The sequence below is a fragment of the Providencia sp. SP181 genome (assembly GCF_050446505.1).
In the GTDB taxonomy this organism is placed as follows: domain Bacteria; phylum Pseudomonadota; class Gammaproteobacteria; order Enterobacterales; family Enterobacteriaceae; genus Providencia; species Providencia vermicola.
On record NZ_JBBPXM010000007.1, the window covers coordinates 269,589 to 287,357 of the forward strand.

The following is a 17,769-nucleotide window of genomic DNA, read 5'->3' on the forward strand; positions in this document are numbered from 1 at the left end:
TTTTTTAAGTTCGCTATACATTTCATCACGCCTATCTACCGCAATAATGGTTACGGTGACATTAATATCACTGGAATTATCACTTTTCACTGTATAAGCAAGACGATATGCATCATTCTTAAGCTTAATTTTATAGCAATTATGCTGTAGTGAAATCCGGTTCTTTCATCACCGCTGCAGGATTTTTTTTAAATTTGCTTTTAGCTCTATTTTTAGTGCTAATTTTGGCTCTAATTTAATTTTTGTCTATTAAATCCACGAAAAGTTTGTCTGAATTTCATCGTTTTAGTCAATACTTTTACTCCCTTGTATTTAAAGTAATTCTTAATCTCATTATGAAATTGTTATGTGGGTGTAAATATAATTCCATGATTTTTATATGGAAATTTTTATGGATAAAAAGCATTCCTTGACTTAAATAGGCTATTTTCTTGCTTAGGCTGTGCTATGATAGCCGCCCTTTGTTATTTTTCGTGGTGTTTTAATCATCGTTCTGATTGTCAATATCCGAAAAATATGCATGGGATATAATATATAATGATAAAAATCAGTCGGATAGGCTACTATGCTTCTACTTATTGATAATTACGATTCATTTACTTACAACCTTTACCAGTACTTTTGTGAGTTAGGTGCTGAGGTTGTTGTAAAACGTAATGACGAAATTACCATCGAAGAAATTGAACAGCTTTCGCCTACGCATCTGGTGATTTCACCTGGGCCATGTACACCAGATGAAGCTGGGATCTCCCTTGAGGCGATAAAGTATTTTGCGGGGAAATTGCCTATTTTGGGGATTTGCCTTGGCCACCAAGCTATAGGGCAAGCTTTTGGCGCATCAGTCGTCAAAGCCCGTGAAGTGATGCACGGAAAAACATCCGCAATTCATCATAACCATCAAGGTGTGTTTAAAGGTTTGAACCGCCCGTTGACGGTCACTCGTTATCATTCTCTCGTTATTGCAGCAGAGACACTTCCTGTTTCTTTTGATGTATCAGCATGGTCACTGAATAACGGTGATGTAGATGAAATCATGGGAATACGGCACAAAACCTTACCAATCGAAGGCGTTCAGTTTCACCCTGAAAGCATTTTGAGTGAACAAGGCCATGAGTTATTGAACAACTTTTTAAAGTATTAGTCTGGCAATATTACTAATAATAAATTAATTATGCATATTTCCCCCTTGCCTATTGCTCTTTTGTGATTTTTTATTCATATTTGATGCTTATATTTTCACTTAAGCATCCAGTTAGAGCAGGTGAGGGGTATGACAGAACAACAATCAGTAAATCGGCAGACTTTTGACCAGGTCATGTTGCCTATATTTTCGCCCGCTGAGTTTATTCCAGTAAAAGGCGAAGGAAGCCGAGTTTGGGATCAGCAGAGCAAAGAATACATTGATTTTGCAGGCGGAATTGCCGTTTTAGCGTTAGGGCATTGCCATCCAAGTTTAGTCGCAGCAGTCCGCGAGCAAAGTGAAAAACTCTGGCATGTCAGTAATATCTTTACCAATGAACAAGCACTTAAACTCGCGCAAAAGATCACTCAAGCGACATTTGCCGATCGCGCATTTTTTGTGAACTCAGGTTCAGAAGCCAATGAAGCGGCTTTTAAGCTAGCGCGTCGTTATGCCATCACAAAATACAGTCCTTATAAAACCAAAATCATTGCATTCAAGCAGGGGTTCCATGGCCGCACACTATTTACCGTTTCGGTTGGTGGGCAAGCTAAATACGCAGACGGTTTTGGGCCAAAGCCTGCGGACATTATCCATGTACCTTTTAACGACCTTGATGCAGTTAAAGCGGTGATTGATGAAAATACCTGTGCCGTGGTGTTAGAGCCCGTACAAGGCGAAGGTGGCGTCACTGCCGCTACGTCAGAATTTCTGCAAGGTGTTCGTAAGCTGTGTGATGAAAATAACGCCTTATTAATTTTCGATGAAGTACAAAGTGGAATGGGGCGTACTGGTAAGCTATTTTCTTATATGCATTACAATGTGACGCCTGATATTTTAACCACGGCAAAAGCACTGGGTGGTGGTTTCCCTATCAGCGCCATGATCACTACAGAAGAAATTGCTAAAACGATGGAAGTGGGGTCACATGGCACCACATATGGTGGTAATCCATTAGCTTGTGCGGTGGGTAATGCGGCATTTGATATTATTAATACCGAAGAAGTGTTAAACGGTGTCGAAAAACGTCGCGAGTTATTTGTTGCACATTTAAATAAGCTGAATGATAAATATAACATTTTTTCTGAAATCAGAGGAATGGGGCTTTTAATTGGTGCAGAGCTTGACGGCAGGTTATTCAACCGTTCGAAAGATATCTTACAAGCCAGTGCAGTAGAAGGGCTAATGATGTTAAACGCTGGCACTAACGTACTGCGCTTTACGCCTTCGCTGATTATTTCGGAAGAAGAAATCAACAGTGGTATGGAGAAATTAGAGAAGGCGATTGGGAAGTTGTTGGGCTAATAGCTAATTGAAAGTTGCAGAGGGGAGAGCCCTCTGCAACTTATTTTAACCATATCATTTTTTATTATGGTTTCTGGCTTTTATTTTATTATTTCTTTCGGACAGTCTCGCTTGTAATTGTTCAGGTGTACTGAGTGTTGATATTCCCGCAGATAGGCAATTATCTTTGTGACGAGCTAGGGGTCCATTAATTTTCTTCTTATTGGATGTTGAACGTTGTTTGCTCGATCTTACAAGTTCTACCTTTTTGTTTACGTTACGAGATGAAGTGTCGCTCACTAAGCTATCATTTTCAGAATAGTAATCTGAAGTAGAATTTAGGCTAACATTACTTGCATATTTTTTTTCTGCGTTAGTTGGTTGGCTTTCATGATCACTATCTATTAACTTTAAGGCATCATCAATTAACTTATCAATATTGTGTGATTTTTCTGAGCTTTTAAGTTGTAATTTTGAATCAATACGTTGACTCAAATTACAGGTGATACTTTTCTTATGAGGTCGCTCATCTTTTTGCATGTTTTCTCTGCGTTTTAATAGCTTGGTGTTATTGTTTTTATTATTACTAGGTTGTTGTTTTTCTTTTTCGAGGTGTTCAACTAATCTAGCCAATATCTCTTTTTCTTTTATCAATTGAAGTTTTGAAAAATTTAACAGTTTATTATCATGTTGAAGTCTTATGTTAAATTCAATTAATTTTTCTTTTTCTTTCATAAGTCTATTTTTATCAATGTTTAATTTTTTGACTAAATTTTCTTTCTGATAATCGGAGGTTATGTTGTAAACTTTACCTTTGAGGTTTTTTAATTCTATTTTTAATAAATTTTTAATAGAGTTTTGTATTTTGATTAGATTTTCTAGTTTTTCATTTTTATCTTCTATATCAATCGTGTCTAATATTTCATCGTGTGATGATTTCAAGAATGAGTGTTTTTTCTCTAAATAGTTAAGACCTTTGATTTTTGACTCATATTTTATAGCTGACTTTAACTCTATAATGTCATCTTTAATTTTTTTGGATTTTCGTGTCAAAATTTCATTTTTATTTAACTCCTTTAGGCTATATGTATAATACTCTATTATATCTTTTTGTTTGTTCAGGGTTTCATTTGTAGCATAGTTTTTATCATGAATACTTTCAGATTTTAAAATGTTATTTATTTGTTTTTCTATGTCTTTTTTTAAATTTTTTACGGTTGATGTAATGTCGAATTTTTTTTGAATTAATATGTTTTCTAGTGAGTTTATTTTTTCTATATTAGAATTGAAAATATTTTTTTCTTCTGTAAGTGAATTTTTATTACTTAGTTTAGCCTGATTAGGCGAATTTTTTAGCTGTGTATTTTTAATTCCATTAATATGGCTTAAGGCAATTCTATTTTTTGTGTGTTGAGTGATTGGTGAGATTGGGGTGGTGATTTCTTCTCTTTTAGCTTTAATCATAGAGACTCCTGAATGAGAGATTAAATAAAAAATATTTTTACTGAATTTTAATGTATTAAAAAACGATTTTTGCTAATTTAATATGTTTTAGGCAATTACTACGATTCATTGGAAATGAAAATGTTTTACTGTTGATGTTACAGCAGTTGATTTTTAGTGGACTTTAAATTCTGTAGTAGCCGGTTATTGGTATCTATTTGAGATTGTATTTCTTCAATTTTTTTAATGTATCCACTCAGTTCTTGGGTCAGTTTTTTTTCTTTCTTTATATTTTTTTCTAAAAAAGTTAAATCAAGGTTCTCAATTGATGGTTTGCTTTTTTTCTGAATTTTTTTTTGTAAATTATATGTTGAGTTGGCCGATTGGCTGGATGAATAATAATTTTCTTTGATATGTTTTGCCCTCAATAATGAGGAGTTTGTCTGCGGTATATTTCCATTGAACGCAAAAGTGCTTTTTGGCAAAGGCGTTACTCTTTGATTAGGGGGATTCTTCTCGCAAGTTTTATAATGTATATAAACTAATTGTTTATTGAATTTGGTGTTTTTTTTGTATTTAATGCCCTCTGATGGTCGCGTGATTTGACGAATCGGTTCTTGAATGAACGCGTTTTTTAAAGGGAGCATTGAGCCCTTTTTATTAGTTAGGGGTTTAGGTAATGCAAAGTTTTTTATAATTTCACGTTTTTCTTTTTGGCTTTTATTATTAATACCAGGGATTTTAATATCGCGATATAAAAAATTAGCATATCCAGTTTTTTCGCTAGATAAATGTTTATATTGGTCAAGCGTAACTCTATTTTCTTTTATTAACGAGTCAGTATCTTGTTCCGTAAGGAAAATAGGTGAATATTTCTCGTATAGGCTAATTTTCAATTGATTGACTTTTTCGTAAAATTCACGACTGCTTAAACATTTAATGCTATAGACTTCTCCTGAGTCGCTCTCATAGGCCGAATCAATACTCTCTAAACTACAGGAACGTGTTGGTTTTGGCTGGTTATCAGCGCCAAGTGGGTTTTTTCCCAGTGAAGAGGTGACCGTAAAAATTTTTTTGATGAAATCATCAGAGTTAATAATTTTTTTGAATAATGTCGGATTATCCGATAAACCGCTTAGTGTGATACCCATAAATATTTCCCTAATTAATAAGATAATAATTATTATTTTATAGGGGCAATCGGTAGGAAGAATATAAAGAAGCGATTTTACTAGAATTTAATATGATAAATAATAGCCCAGCCAAAGGTGGCCAGGCTGAAAGGTTAATTAACGAGTACCGTAAACAACAATGGTTTTACCATGCGCGGAGATTAAGTTTTGATCTTCCAGCATTTTCAAAATACGGCCGACAGTTTCACGGGAACAACCAACGATTTGGCCAATCTCTTGACGGGTGATTTTGATTTGCATCCCATCTGGATGTGTCATGGCATCAGGTTGTTTGGCTAAATTCAGTAGCGTTTGTGCAATACGGCCTGTTACGTCTAAGAAGGCGAGGTTGCCCACTTTTTCTGACGTTGTTTGCAGGCGGCTTGCCATTTGCGCGGAAAGGCGCATTAAGATATCAGGATTAACCTGAATCAATTGACGGAATTTTTTGTAAGAAATTTCAGCAACTTCGCAGGCGATTTTTGCTCTAACCCACGCAGTACGTTCTTGCCCTTCTTCAAATAATCCAAGCTCACCAATGAAATCCCCCTGATTCAGGTAGGAGAGGATCATTTCTTTGCCTTCTTCATCTTTGATTAAAACAGCCACTGAACCTTTAACTATGTAGTAAAGGGTTTCTGCTTTCTCACCCTGATGGATCAGTGTGCTCTTGGATGGATACTTATGAATATGGCAGTGTGACAAAAACCATTCAAGAGTAGGGTCTGTTTGTGGCTTGCCGAGAACCATTAGCGTTATCCTCTGTATGTTATTGCAGCCATCCGGAAAAAGCGTACCAGAAAGGCTGGCTTTAAAGTCACTAGCTTAGCATATTAACTTGTCTTATATACCCTAAATAACAGGAAGAGCAACATTGCATCAATCGCTTTTCATGGTTAGGGTAAACAAATTGATATCAACACTATAATATAATCAAATAAAACGTTGAGTTTTGATCTTAATCCTATCAACTAAGTATTGTTTGTAGCATATCCGATACAGAAAGTCTTCCCTGTATCGCTTCAGCAGAATAAAGCTGATATAACATTCTTTATATCTATGGAACAATGTAGCCTTTAAATCGATTTCATTTCAAGGGGAATAAAATGGAAGCAAGAGTTAAATGGGTGGAGGGGCTCTCTTTTTTAGGTGAGTCAGCGTCAGGCCACCAAGTGATGATGGACGGCAATGCAGGCGATAAAGCACCAAGCCCAATGGAAATGGTGTTAATGGCTGCAGGTGGTTGCAGTGCAATTGATGTGGTATCCATCTTACAAAAAGGCCGTAATGATATTACCGACTGTGAAGTGAAATTAACCTCTCAGCGCCGTGAAGAAGCGCCTCGTTATTTCGTTAAAATCCATTTGCATTTTATTGTAACAGGGAATGAATTAACGGATAAAGCGGTTGAACGTGCAGTTCAGCTTTCTGCTGAAAAATATTGTTCAGTCGCGTTGATGTTAGAAAAGACCGTCGAAGTGACACATAGCTTTGAAATTAAAAATTAAAAATAAATTTAATAGTTATTGATATATTTTAAAAATAAGATGCTTATTCTAATTAATGGTAAGCATCTTATTTAATAATCAAAAAAACAATTTAGTCATGTTTCTGAGTAATTAGCTTTTCGACTATTGGCATCATAATTAATTCCATTGCTAAGCCTAATTTCCCCCCTGGCACGACAATCGTATTCATCGCGGAGATAAACGAGCCAGATATCATTGACAGTAGATAGGGAAAATCAATCTGTTCAAGTCCACGAAAGCGAATAACAATAAAACTTTCATCTTGTGAAGGAATAGCTTTCGCTGAAAATGGGTTTGAGGTATCTACAGTAGGTACGCGTTGGAAGTTAATATGGGTACGGGAAAATTGTGGTGTGATGTAGTTAATATAATCCCCCATTGAACGTACCACCGAATCCATGACTGCTTCTCTAGAGTGCCCACGTTCAGTGGTGTCACGGATGAGTTTTTGTATCCACTCTAAGTTCACAATAGGCACAACACCTACCAGTAAATCAACATGTTGCGCGACATTGTGCTCAGGTGTCACAATCCCACCGTGTAAGCCTTCATAAAACAGCACATCCGTTTTTTCAGGTAACGATTCCCAAGGAGTGAACGTACCTGGTTGTAAGCCATAAGGTACTGCTTCATCATAGGTATGTAGGTATTTACGCGATTTCCCACAGCCCGTTTTGGCGTAATCCACCAGTGTTTGCTCAAGTAGCGCAAAGTCATTGGCTTCTGGACCAAAATAACTAATATGGCGGCCTTGCTCTCTGGCTTTGCGAATCGCCATATCCATTTCAGGGCGCGTGTAACGGTGGAAGCTGTCCCCCTCTAGTGTGGCTGATTGGATATTTAATTGGTGGAATATTTTACGAAAGGCTTGGCTAGTTGACGTTGTGCCAGCACCGCTTGAACCAGTGATGGCAATAATCGGGTGTTTTTTGGACATAGCGGACTCCCTGTGTTGCGCTTATGGCCACTATTTCAGAAACAGCGAACGAAGCGGGTTAGCGGGCTTTAGGCATGAAATTAACGGATTCATGCAATTCTGACCAGACTAGCACAATTTCGCCAGAAACTAACTGCCGTTTCACATCGTTCACTTTATCTTGCAGGCTTTTTTCTTGGGCACCATAGTCAGTGCCTTCGCGTAACACATAGCTTTCAATTAGATTTTCCAGTGTTTCAGGCGTAAGTTCTTGCCAAGGAATAATCATTTTTTTTCCTTATTTAGATAAGGGATTAGCCATTGTGGAATGCGGGTTTCTAGCCACATTTTGGGCTTTCTTAATGTGCCACTCACAAAGCCCACATGACCACCGTGTTCCGTCATCTGGTACTCCACATTTTTAGGTAAATGTGATAGATCAGGAACTACTTCTGGCGCCATAAACGGATCATCTTTGGCATGAATAATTAACGTTGGTTTGGTGATATAGGCAAGCTTAGGGAGCGCGCTACATTTTTGATAGTAATCCGTCGCATCATCAAAGCCATGAATACGAGCGGTGATCACATCATCAAATTCACGGATCCGTTTAAGTTGCTTTAGCTGTAACAGATTTAATGGTAATGAACCTGGATAGCGAACGAGTTTGCGAGTCGCATTGCGTTTTAAGCCATTGAGTAAATAGCGTTGATAAAATTGGGAAATCCCTTTTTCCATCCGCAATGAACAGGCTTCCAACATGAGCGGTGCAGAGACCACGACACCTGCATCCACATCTGCATTTTGACCACTTTCGGCTAAATAACACGCTAACATATTGCCACCAAGGGAATAACCCACCGCTGCTGTTGGCGCATCACCAAAGGTGTGCTTTAGCCAACGTAAAAAATAACGTGCATCACTGGTTTCACCTGAATGATAGATACGCTGCTGGCGATTCGGTTCGCCGCTGCAACCCCGAAAATGCATGATGACACCTAACCAACCTTGGTTTTGTGCGCTTTCTAGCATGCCGTGGGCATAAGGGCTTTTAAAATTGCCTTCTAACCCATGAAAAATAACTAAACGCGGCTTATGTGCAGCGAGCTCAGGTTTTTCGCTCCAAGCAAGATCGATAAAATCGCCATCAGGCAATTCAAGTCTCTGCCAAAGAGGTTTAATTTTCGGTGTCCTGCGAAAAATTCTTGGCAACAAAGTTTGGAGGTGTGGATTCTTAGCCCAACTTATCGGACGAAAGTTTTCTGACATAGCCTTATTTTATTTAATGGGGACTCTTGTGAGTCACATAACATACTGTTATTTTTTTGTGATGCAAGTAAACAAATTTGAGTTTGAGGATTAAAGTATAAATGACACTGGGGCTGATTTTTTCACTTTTTACATTTCTATTCATTGCCGCAGTCACACCTGGCCCTAACAACATGTTGTTGACCTCAAGTGCAGCAAACTATGGTTTTCGTCGTACTATCACATTATGCCTTGGGATCATGCTAGGTATGCAGCTCATACTTTACCTCTCTGCATTTGGGATTGCTGCGCTTTTACTGCTATATCCTGCGATCCATATCGTGTTAAAAATTGCGGGCAGTATTTACTTATTGTGGCTTGCATGGAAAACCGCCACGGCAAATTATGCACCACTTAAAGCAAATAGCGAAGTGGCAAAAAGCGTCACTTGGTATCAAGGCGGTTTATTGCAATTTTTAAACCCAAAAGCATGGATGATGGGTTTAGGTGCCGTTGGTGGGTTTAGTCTACCTGGTGAGTTATTCACTCAGTCAATTATTATGATGAGTATCGCTTTTGTGGTTGTGAATTTGGCGGCAGGGCTTATTTGGATGGGGTTTGGCTCGTTAATTAGCCTGTTTCTTCGTAGCCGGCGTGCATGGTTTATCTTTAACTGGACAATGGGATTGCTGACCGCACTGTGCGTACCATTGATTTGGTTAGAGTAATGCCTATAGCCAAGAAGCTAATCATATTTAGCTTCTTGGCATCTCTATATATGAAAAGTACGGTCGTGATCCGTTAGTAATTCGATGGTTAGGCTAAGTTTTCCCTCGCATCGCACCTACATGCGGCTTTTGCTTAGGGAGTGATTAACTTAAATCGACGCCTTTACTGCCAAATAGGTAAGTAAAGAGGAAACCGCAGACATACGAAACCAGTATGCCGCCCGCATACACTGCCATCCCTGCGAGTACGCCTTGCCCTGAGGTCATTAAGGGGATCGCGATTAATCCAGATGGGCCAAACACAGTATTTAAACCTACGGGCAAACCCATCCATGCTACCGCACCGATAAAGAACCCTCCTGCTGCGCCACCTAAACATGCTGTCACAAACGGTTTGACGCGAGGGAGTGTGACACCGTAAATCAACGGCTCGCCAATCCCTAAGAACCCAGGGAATAGCGCCCCACCAATTTGTCCGCGGGTTACAGAGCCTTTTTTGGCTTTCACGTATAAGGCAAGCGCCGCACCGACTTGGCCTGCACCCGCCATCGCCAGTATTGGGAATAGCGAGTTAAACCCTTGTGCATCCACTAAGGCAACATAAACAGGGATAAACCCTTGATGAACCCCAAACATGACCGCAATTAAGAACAACCCAGCTAAGACCGCGGTACCAATCGGGTTACCGTTTAAGTGCATAAATAACCAAGACATTCCATCGAACAGCCAAACACCAATCGGCATGATAAAGATAAAGGTTGCTGCACCGACAATTAACAGAGTAATAGTTGAGGTCAGAATAATATCAAGGCTGGATGGAATAATTTTGCGGACTTGTTTTTCAACCCATGCACCAAAGATACAAGCAATTAAAATCCCAATAATGTTGCCGCGGGGGTCGATGTGCCAACCAAAGAAGTTAGACATCCCCGAATAGAAGCCTTTTGTTGCTTCTGGGTCGTAACCTAAAATAAATAAGGCGGCAATAATTGCGCCATTAACGCCACTTCCACCAAAGGCTTTTTGGGCGTTGTAGCCAATTAATAACCCCATAAAGGTAAATAAACCTTTACCAAATATGGCTAGGTAAGCAATGGCACTTTTTAACCAAGCCAGCTGCTGGGAGTCTGGTGGGAACACGTTTTCATTGGTGACTAATAACCCAAGTAATGATGCGATCCCCATCAACAGACCTGCACCAATAAACCCTGGAATTAGGGGAGTAAAGATGGTGGCAAACTTTGATAGAAAGCGGTGTACCGCGCTAGTTTGTTTCTTTTTCAACTGCTGCTTATTGGCAGAGGCAATTTCGTTCAGATCTTGAGTTTGATGAGGTGATTCATCGTGCTCATCTTCTTCATCCTCTAGCATTTTGTTCATTAAGTCCGCGGCGGTTTGGGCTTTACCTGGGCCTAGGACAATTTGTAGCTGCTCGTCACTTTCGATAACACCAAGCACGCCTGGGATTTGTTTCAGTGCGGCTTTATCGACGAGTTGGTCACTGTTGAGTGTCAGTCGTAAGCGAGTCATGCAGTTACCCGCTAGTTTTATATTGCGACGACCCCCTACTTGTTGCAGGATCTGCTGCATCATTTCTATTGTTATTTTAGCCATACTATTTTTCTCATTAAAATCCGCATATTAGGCGGAAGATGCCATATTGAGTGCTGTACGAATAAAACCGTTATTGTTGGTGAGCAGCTGACGAGCCTCATCGGCATTCAAGCCTGATAACACCATCAAAATTGCCGTCTTACAGTGCCTGTCACATTGTTGAAGTGCGTTTTCAGCTGTGGTTCGGTCACAGTCAGTTGCCTCCATAACAATTTTAGTTTGTCTTTCAATTAACTTGGCATTCGTGGCTTCAACATCCACCATCAAGTTGCCAAATACCTTACCGATACGGATCATCGCGCCCGTGGTGATCATATTCAGCACTAATTTTTGGGCCGTTCCCGCTTTCATTCGTGAAGAACCAGTGACCACTTCTGGACCAACAATAGGGGTAATTGCGATATCTGCTGCATTGGCGATGGGGCTATTTGGGTTACAGCTAATGGCTGCTGTCGTGGCGCCGACAGAGCCTGCATAAGCTAAAGCGCCTAACACATACGGAGTACGTCCACTTGCTGCGATACCAACGAGTACATCTTTTTCATTAAATTGGATATTTTTCAGGTCTTGTTCACCTAACTCAGGTTTATCTTCTGCGTTTTCGACGGCACGAAAAATGGCTTGGTGACCGCCTGCAATGAGGCCGATGACTTGCTCATGAGGAGTTCCATAAGTTGGTGGGCACTCACTGGCATCAAGTATGCCTAAACGCCCAGAGGTACCAGCGCCCGAGTAAACTAATCGACCACCGTTTAGAAATGCGTCTGCGACTTTATCAACTAACTGTGCAATTTCAGGCAAGACTTTTTCGACAGCTAAAGGGACTTGTTTGTCTTCGTTGTTAATCACTTGCAGCATTTGCAAGGTAGGAAGTTGGTCGATATGTGTACTTGCGGAATTGCGGCTTTCCGTTACCATTTTGCTTAAGTCGATAGTCATGAAAATAGCTCCTAAATCAGATATTGTGCCAATATTATGGAATTATTTATTCCTTTGGTGTGATTGAAATCACGGTGTTATCTATTCTAACTTGCGAATATAAAGGAATATTTTGTCATTTATTTCAAATTAAAGGGTCGCTTTTCATTGAATTTATTCGATTATTTTTAACGTATCGATTAAGTTTTATTGGAATAATTTATTATTATTATTTTTTTGATGGCTTGAAATTTACACCTTTTGGGGGCTCACTATGACATTATTGGATGTCATCACGTATTCACTACCGCGATTAGCAGAAAATCAGCGGAAAATTGCGCAATTTATCCTGGAAAATCCAGAAAATATATTGAGTTTGTCTTCATCTCAACTGGCTGAGAAGCTAAATGTCAGCCAGTCCGCTATTGTGAAGTTTAGCCAAAAAGTGGGCGTTAAGGGGTACCCTGCGCTGAAATTGGCGCTAAGTGAAATTATTGGGCGCCAGAAACTTAATGAAGGGACGGCTCATACTGCATTGCATAATCGAATTGCACCGAATGATAATTTGATGGTGGTGGCGCAAAAGCTTGCGATGGAGAAAAACCATTCGATAACAGAGACAACAAAGCATATTGATTTCAAGCAGTTTGAAAAGGTCGTTGCGTTAATCGATAAATCTCAGCGGGTGCAGATAGTCGGCATTGGCGGCTCAGGGCTCACGGCAAAGGATTTAAGTTATAAGCTGCAAAAAATTGGGATTACTACCTTGGTCGAATTTGATCATCATGTGCAAATTGCAGCGGCATTAACGTTAAATTCCAATGATGTACAGATTGTTATCTCGTTTACGGGCAAGCGAAAAGACATGCTGAGTGCAGCGAATATCGCTCGTAAGCAAGGAGCATCGGTTATCGCGATAACGCGTGACCGACATTCACCACTGGCGCAACTCTCTGATTACGTTATTGAAAGTATTGCGGAAGAAGATGAGTGGCGTAGTTCGTCTATTTCATCTCGAACAGCTCAAAACACTATAACCGACCTCATTTTTATGGCATTGCTACAAAAACGTGAGGCTAAAGCCAAGTCTTTAGTTATGAATGCGAGAATGGCAATTAATAATTTAGATGAATAGCCTTTAGTCTTATAACTCATCGATAACTTTGCAATACATACCTATTTGCGTTAAGACTAAAGTTATAAGTATTTAAATTTGAAATATTCAAAGGGGAATTATTGATGAGAGCACTCATTGTTTATACTGAGTTAACTGACGAAGATTCCGTTATTAGCCACGCAGTAGCAAGACTGGCAAGCGAATTGAACGATGAACATGTTGAAACCGTGATTATTCGGGATTTTGAAGATGGGATGGCTTACATCCGTTCAAATACGAGCATCGATTGCTTGCTATACGGCCGCGATATGTCAGATAAGCAAGAACAAACCCAAGCTCATCAATTAATTACTCAGCTTCACCGTCGACAAGAAGATGTCCCTGTTTTTTTACTGAGCGATCGTGAAGAAGCGCTAACCGCTTTTGACCGAAAAATGATGGAGCAAGTCGATGAATTTGCTTGGATTTTAGAAGATTCAGCCGACTTTATTGCAGGGCGTGTACTTGCGGCGATTATTCGCTATCGTGCACAATTGTTGCCGCCATTAATGAAAAGCTTAATTAAATACAGTGACATACATGAATATTCGTGGGCGGCCCCAGGGCACCAAGGTGGGGTTGGTTTTACCAAAACACCTGCGGGGCGTATTTATCACGATTTTTTTGGTGAGAATTTATTTCGTACAGATATTGGGATTGAGCGAGTTGCAGTGGGCTCATTGCTAGACCATACAGGGGCATTTGGTGAATGTGAAAAAAATGCCGCGCGTATCTTTGGTGCTGACCAATCTTATTCGGTGGTTGTCGGGACATCGGGTTCCAATCGAACGATTATGCAAGCTTGCATGACTGATGATGATGTCGTCGTCATCGACCGAAATTGTCATAAATCGATTGAGCAGGGGTTGATCCTGACAGGGGCTAAACCTGTGTATATGACACCTAGCCGTAACCGCTATGGTATTATCGGTCCAATTTATCCGAAAGAGATGACACCCGAAGCCATTGCTGAAAAGATCGCTAAGAATCCATTAACATTGGACAAAATCGGTAAACGCCCTACCTATAGTGTTGTCACTAACTGTACCTACGATGGTGTCTGCTACCATGCACGCAAAGTTCAAGATTTACTGGATAAATCATTGGATAGAATTCATTTTGATGAGGCATGGTATGGGTATGCACGTTTTAATCCGATTTATCATAACCACTTTGCTATGCGAGATGAGCCGAGAAATGGCGATGAGCCGACGATTTTTGCCACTCACTCCACACATAAGTTGTTGAATGCGTTATCCCAAGCATCATTCATTCACATCCGAAATGGTCGTAACTCGATTGATTTCAATCGCTTTAATCAGGCTTATCATATGCACGCCACCACCTCGCCGCTGTATGCCATTTGTGCCTCAAACGATATCGCGGCGGATATGATGGATGGTAATAGTGGGCGTTCACTCACCGACGAAGTTATTCGTGAATCTATCGATTTCCGCCAATCATTGGGTTATTTGTATAAAGAGTTTCTCAATGATGACGAATGGTTCTTTAAGCCATGGAATCAGGAAATGGTGAAGGACCCTGCGACAGGGAAACGCTATGCTTTTGAAGATGCCCCTGTTGAGTTGCTGATGAAAGAGCAGAGCTGCTGGGTAATGAACCCTGAGGATAAATGGCACGGTTTTAAAGATATCCCTGAAAACTGGGCAATGCTAGACCCAATTAAGGTCAGTATTTTATCACCAGGAATGGGGGACGATGGCAAACTGCAAGACACTGGCGTACCCGCAGCACTGGTGACTGCATGGTTGAACCATTATGGGATTGTGCCAACACGGACAACGGATTTCCAGATTATGTTCTTGTTTTCCATGGGGATCACTAAAGGGAAGTGGGGGACTTTAGTTAATGCGCTACTCTCCTTTAAACGCCACTATGACAATAACACCAGTTTGAAAAAGGTGTTACCTGAAGTGGTGGAAAGTGCCCCTGAAATATATGGCCACATGGGGTTACGTGACTTAGGCGATAAAATGTTTATCTATCTACAGAAAAATAACCCTGCTGGGCAGCTGAATCAAGCGTATGAACAATTGCCTGAAGTGGTGATGAGCCCACGAGATGCGTACCAAGAAATTGTCGCTAACCGCGTGGAAGCAGTTCCGCTCGATAAACTCGCCGGGCGTATCGCTGCCAATTCGATTATTCCGTATCCACCAGGTATCCCGATGTTGCTATCAGGGGAAAGTTTTGGGGATAAAAACAGCCCACATATCGGTTACTTACACAGCCTGCAGGCGTGGGATAGTGAGTTCCCTGGCTTTGAACATGAAACCGAAGGAACCGAAATTATCGATGGGCAGTATTATGTGATGTGTGTGAAACACTAATGACATCAAGCTAGAAAACGAAAAAGGCGCTTGATTTTAATAAGTCAGGCGCCTTTTTGCGTGTTAATTAATGGCAGAATAACTAGTTGGCCTCAAACTCACTGGTCATCACTTCCAGTTTTTCTTGTAGCTCCATCCATTCCATTTCAACCGCTTCAAGGGCGGATTTTTGCTCCGTTTGTTTTTTCAAACATTCAGTCAGCTCTGCTTTTTTATCTTGCTCATAAATTGCTGCGTCAGAAAGCTTCGATTCTAACTCGCCCAGTGACCTAGAGTATTTCTCCATCTGCTTTTCCAACTCCGTGATTTTTTTACGGATTGGTTGAGTTAGCTGGCGGAACTCCGCTTCACGACGTTTTTGATCTTTCCTATCTTGCGCGGTGACTGTTGCCGCAGCGGCGGGTTTGTCTTTCTCTTGCTGGTCACGCACTTGCTGCAATTCGAGCTTGTTTTGCTCGGCAAGCCATTGTTGGTAATCTTCTAAATCACCATCAAATTGTTCTACTGCACCGCCGTGAACTAAATACAGCTCATCAGTGGTGGTTCTTAGCAAGTGCCTATCATGGGAAACCACGACTAATGCGCCTTCGAATGCCATCAAGGCTTCGGTGAGGGCTTGGCGCATGTCCAAATCCAAGTGGTTGGTTGGCTCATCGAGTAACAACAGATTTGGGCGTTGCCAGACGATGAGTGCTAGCACCAAACGTGCTTTCTCTCCACCAGAGAAACGGCCGCTAGGGTCTGTCACTTGGTCGCCTTTAAAACCAAAGCCACCTAAATAGTCGCGCAGCTGTTGCTCCGTTTGCTCTGGGGCAAGGCGTGCAAGGTGTTGTAATGGAGATTCTTCAGGGTGCAGGTATTCCAACTGGTGCTGGGCGAAATAACCCAGTTTGATGCCTTTAGCGAGGGAAATTTCACCCTGTAATGGCGGTAAATCACCTGCTAGCATCTTAATTAACGTGGATTTACCCGCGCCATTACGCCCCAGTAACCCAATGCGTGAACCTGGCACTAAGTTCAGCTTAATTGATTGCAAAACGATTTTTTCACCGTAGCCCGCGCTGACTTTTTCCATCTTTAATAATGGATTTGGCAAACTTTCAGGTTTACGGAATGAAAAATGGAATGGGTTATCCACGTGTGCAGGTGCCACCATTTCCATTCTTTCCAACATCTTAATACGGCTTTGTGCTTGCTTTGCTTTGGTTGCTTGCACTCTAAAGCGGTCGATATAGCTTTGTAGGTGTGCGGCCTTAGCCTGTTGACTTTCATACAGCGCTTGTTGTTGGGCCAGTTTTGTTGCGCGCTGGCGTTCAAATGAAGAGTAGTTGCCCGTGTATTCGAACATAGTTTCTTGTTCAATATGCAACACTTTATCAATAATTGGGTCGAGGAAATCCCTATCATGGGAAATCAAGATTAACGTGCCTTGGTAGCTTTTCAGCCATTTTTCCAGCCAAATCACCGCATCTAAATCAAGGTGGTTAGTTGGTTCATCAAGTAGCAACAAATCAGAGCGGCAAAGTAGCGCTTGCGCGAGGTTCAAACGCATCCGCCATCCACCCGAAAATGATTTTACGGGAGAGTCTAATTGCGCTTGGCTGAAACCTAAACCATGAAGCAAACTTGATGCACGCGAACGGATTGTCCACGCATCGATAGCATCTAATTGCCCATGGACGACCGCAATGGCATTACCATCATTTTTTTCATTAGCTTGGGCAAGTTTTTGTTCAAGGGCGCGAAACTCACGGTCACCGTCAATGACATATTCGAGAGCGGGCACATCTAATGCAGGGGTTTCTTGGTTGACCCATGCCATAGACCAGTTGCTTGGAAACGTTGCAGAGCCTGCTTCAGCTTGTAATTCGCCTTTCAATAGCGCAAGCAGCGTCGATTTACCGCAGCCATTTTTACCCACTAAACCAACTTTTTGGCCAGGGTTAATCGTTGCCGTGGCATTGTCCAAAAGAACACGAACGCCTCGACGAATTTGGAGTGAAGAGAAAACAATCATAGCAACCGTCTATTAAAAATATGTTAAATTATCAACGTATATACTCTAAATAATTCACAGTGCAGTTAGGCGACAAGCAAATGAGTCGCGAGGAGCCTACTTAAGTAGGTGACTAGTGCGAATGCGCGTAGTCAACAACACTGCAACGTGAAGTAAGACGAGTATAGCAGGCTGCATGGTAACGGAAAATGTTCCGTCTGACACGCCTTTGAG

General features: G+C 40.9%; 15 protein-coding genes. 6 read left to right on the top strand and 9 right to left on the bottom strand.

Features of this window, described 5'->3' with window-relative positions; all coding sequences use genetic code 11:
* The first annotated feature begins 565 nt into the window (after positions 1-565).
* Together AABS66_RS14165 and AABS66_RS14170 are read left to right on the top strand one after the other, a co-directional pair.
* Entirely contained in the window at positions 566-1,141 is a 576-nt protein-coding gene (locus AABS66_RS14165; RefSeq protein WP_004265957.1) for an aminodeoxychorismate synthase component II, read from the top strand.
* A gap of 129 nt (positions 1,142-1,270) precedes the next feature.
* Entirely contained in the window at positions 1,271-2,485 is a 1,215-nt protein-coding gene (locus tag AABS66_RS14170; protein ID WP_430225061.1) for an aspartate aminotransferase family protein, read from the top strand.
* A 54-nt stretch (positions 2,486-2,539) separates the two neighbouring features.
* Here the strand turns inward: AABS66_RS14170 and AABS66_RS14175 are convergent, their stop codons facing one another.
* The 3 genes from AABS66_RS14175 to crp all read right to left on the bottom strand — a co-directional run bounded on the left by AABS66_RS14175 (position 2,540) and on the right by crp (position 5,829).
* Positions 2,540-3,928 (bottom strand): hypothetical protein, encoded by a 1,389-nt coding sequence (locus tag AABS66_RS14175; RefSeq protein ID WP_430225062.1) that lies wholly within the window; start codon positions 3,926-3,928, stop codon positions 2,540-2,542.
* Between the two features lie 137 nt (positions 3,929-4,065).
* On the bottom strand, positions 4,066-5,058 hold the full coding sequence (locus tag AABS66_RS14180; protein WP_206084821.1) for a hypothetical protein: 993 nt from the start codon (positions 5,056-5,058) through the stop codon (positions 4,066-4,068).
* A gap of 138 nt (positions 5,059-5,196) precedes the next feature.
* The gene (gene crp, locus AABS66_RS14185; protein WP_004262556.1) at positions 5,197-5,829 is read right to left on the bottom strand and encodes a cAMP-activated global transcriptional regulator CRP; all 633 of its coding nucleotides are present in this window, start codon (positions 5,827-5,829) and stop codon (positions 5,197-5,199) included.
* Positions 5,830-6,185: 356 nt separating this feature from the next.
* Here crp and AABS66_RS14190 point away from each other — a divergent pair, with 356 nt between their 5' ends.
* Positions 6,186-6,587 carry an OsmC family protein gene (locus tag AABS66_RS14190; RefSeq protein ID WP_206084820.1) on the top strand — a complete coding sequence of 134 codons (402 nt, stop codon included), beginning with the start codon at positions 6,186-6,188 and terminating at the stop codon, positions 6,585-6,587.
* A 91-nt stretch (positions 6,588-6,678) separates the two neighbouring features.
* On the opposite strand, the gene AABS66_RS14195 is transcribed toward AABS66_RS14190, so the two are convergent.
* From AABS66_RS14195 to AABS66_RS14205, 3 genes are read right to left on the bottom strand one after another with little or no spacing between them, the layout of a single operon-like run.
* Positions 6,679-7,545 carry a phosphoribulokinase gene (locus tag AABS66_RS14195; RefSeq protein WP_206084819.1) on the bottom strand — a complete coding sequence of 289 codons (867 nt, stop codon included), beginning with the start codon at positions 7,543-7,545 and terminating at the stop codon, positions 6,679-6,681.
* Between the two features lie 58 nt (positions 7,546-7,603).
* Positions 7,604-7,813, bottom strand: coding sequence for a YheU family protein (locus AABS66_RS14200; protein WP_206084818.1), 210 nt, complete (start codon positions 7,811-7,813; stop codon positions 7,604-7,606).
* Positions 7,810-8,793, bottom strand: coding sequence for a hydrolase (locus AABS66_RS14205; RefSeq protein WP_206084817.1), 984 nt, complete (start codon positions 8,791-8,793; stop codon positions 7,810-7,812). Before AABS66_RS14205 ends, AABS66_RS14200 begins: the two co-directional genes overlap by 4 nt.
* A gap of 101 nt (positions 8,794-8,894) precedes the next feature.
* Here AABS66_RS14205 and AABS66_RS14210 point away from each other — a divergent pair, with 101 nt between their 5' ends.
* The gene (locus AABS66_RS14210; protein ID WP_272538943.1) at positions 8,895-9,500 is read left to right on the top strand and encodes a LysE family translocator; all 606 of its coding nucleotides are present in this window, start codon (positions 8,895-8,897) and stop codon (positions 9,498-9,500) included.
* Positions 9,501-9,644: 144 nt separating this feature from the next.
* Here AABS66_RS14210 and murP read toward each other — a convergent pair whose 3' ends face one another.
* On the bottom strand, positions 9,645-11,114 hold the full coding sequence (murP, locus tag AABS66_RS14215; RefSeq protein WP_206084815.1) for a PTS N-acetylmuramic acid transporter subunit IIBC: 1,470 nt from the start codon (positions 11,112-11,114) through the stop codon (positions 9,645-9,647).
* Between the two features lie 27 nt (positions 11,115-11,141).
* Complete coding sequence (gene murQ / locus AABS66_RS14220; protein ID WP_206084814.1) at positions 11,142-12,053, bottom strand: N-acetylmuramic acid 6-phosphate etherase; 912 nt, start codon at positions 12,051-12,053, stop codon at positions 11,142-11,144.
* 253 nt (positions 12,054-12,306) lie between these two features.
* Between murQ and AABS66_RS14225 the strand changes: the two genes are divergently transcribed.
* Both AABS66_RS14225 and adiA read left to right on the top strand, forming a co-directional pair.
* A complete protein-coding gene (locus tag AABS66_RS14225) occupies positions 12,307-13,167 on the top strand; it encodes a MurR/RpiR family transcriptional regulator (RefSeq protein ID WP_206084813.1) in 861 nt (286 codons plus the stop codon).
* Positions 13,168-13,271: 104 nt separating this feature from the next.
* On the top strand, positions 13,272-15,539 hold the full coding sequence (gene adiA / locus AABS66_RS14230; protein WP_206084812.1) for an arginine decarboxylase: 2,268 nt from the start codon (positions 13,272-13,274) through the stop codon (positions 15,537-15,539).
* An 82-nt stretch (positions 15,540-15,621) separates the two neighbouring features.
* On the opposite strand, the gene AABS66_RS14235 is transcribed toward adiA, so the two are convergent.
* Positions 15,622-17,556 (bottom strand): ABC transporter ATP-binding protein, encoded by a 1,935-nt coding sequence (locus tag AABS66_RS14235; RefSeq protein WP_206084811.1) that lies wholly within the window; start codon positions 17,554-17,556, stop codon positions 15,622-15,624.
* Positions 17,557-17,769: the final 213 nt, after the last annotated feature.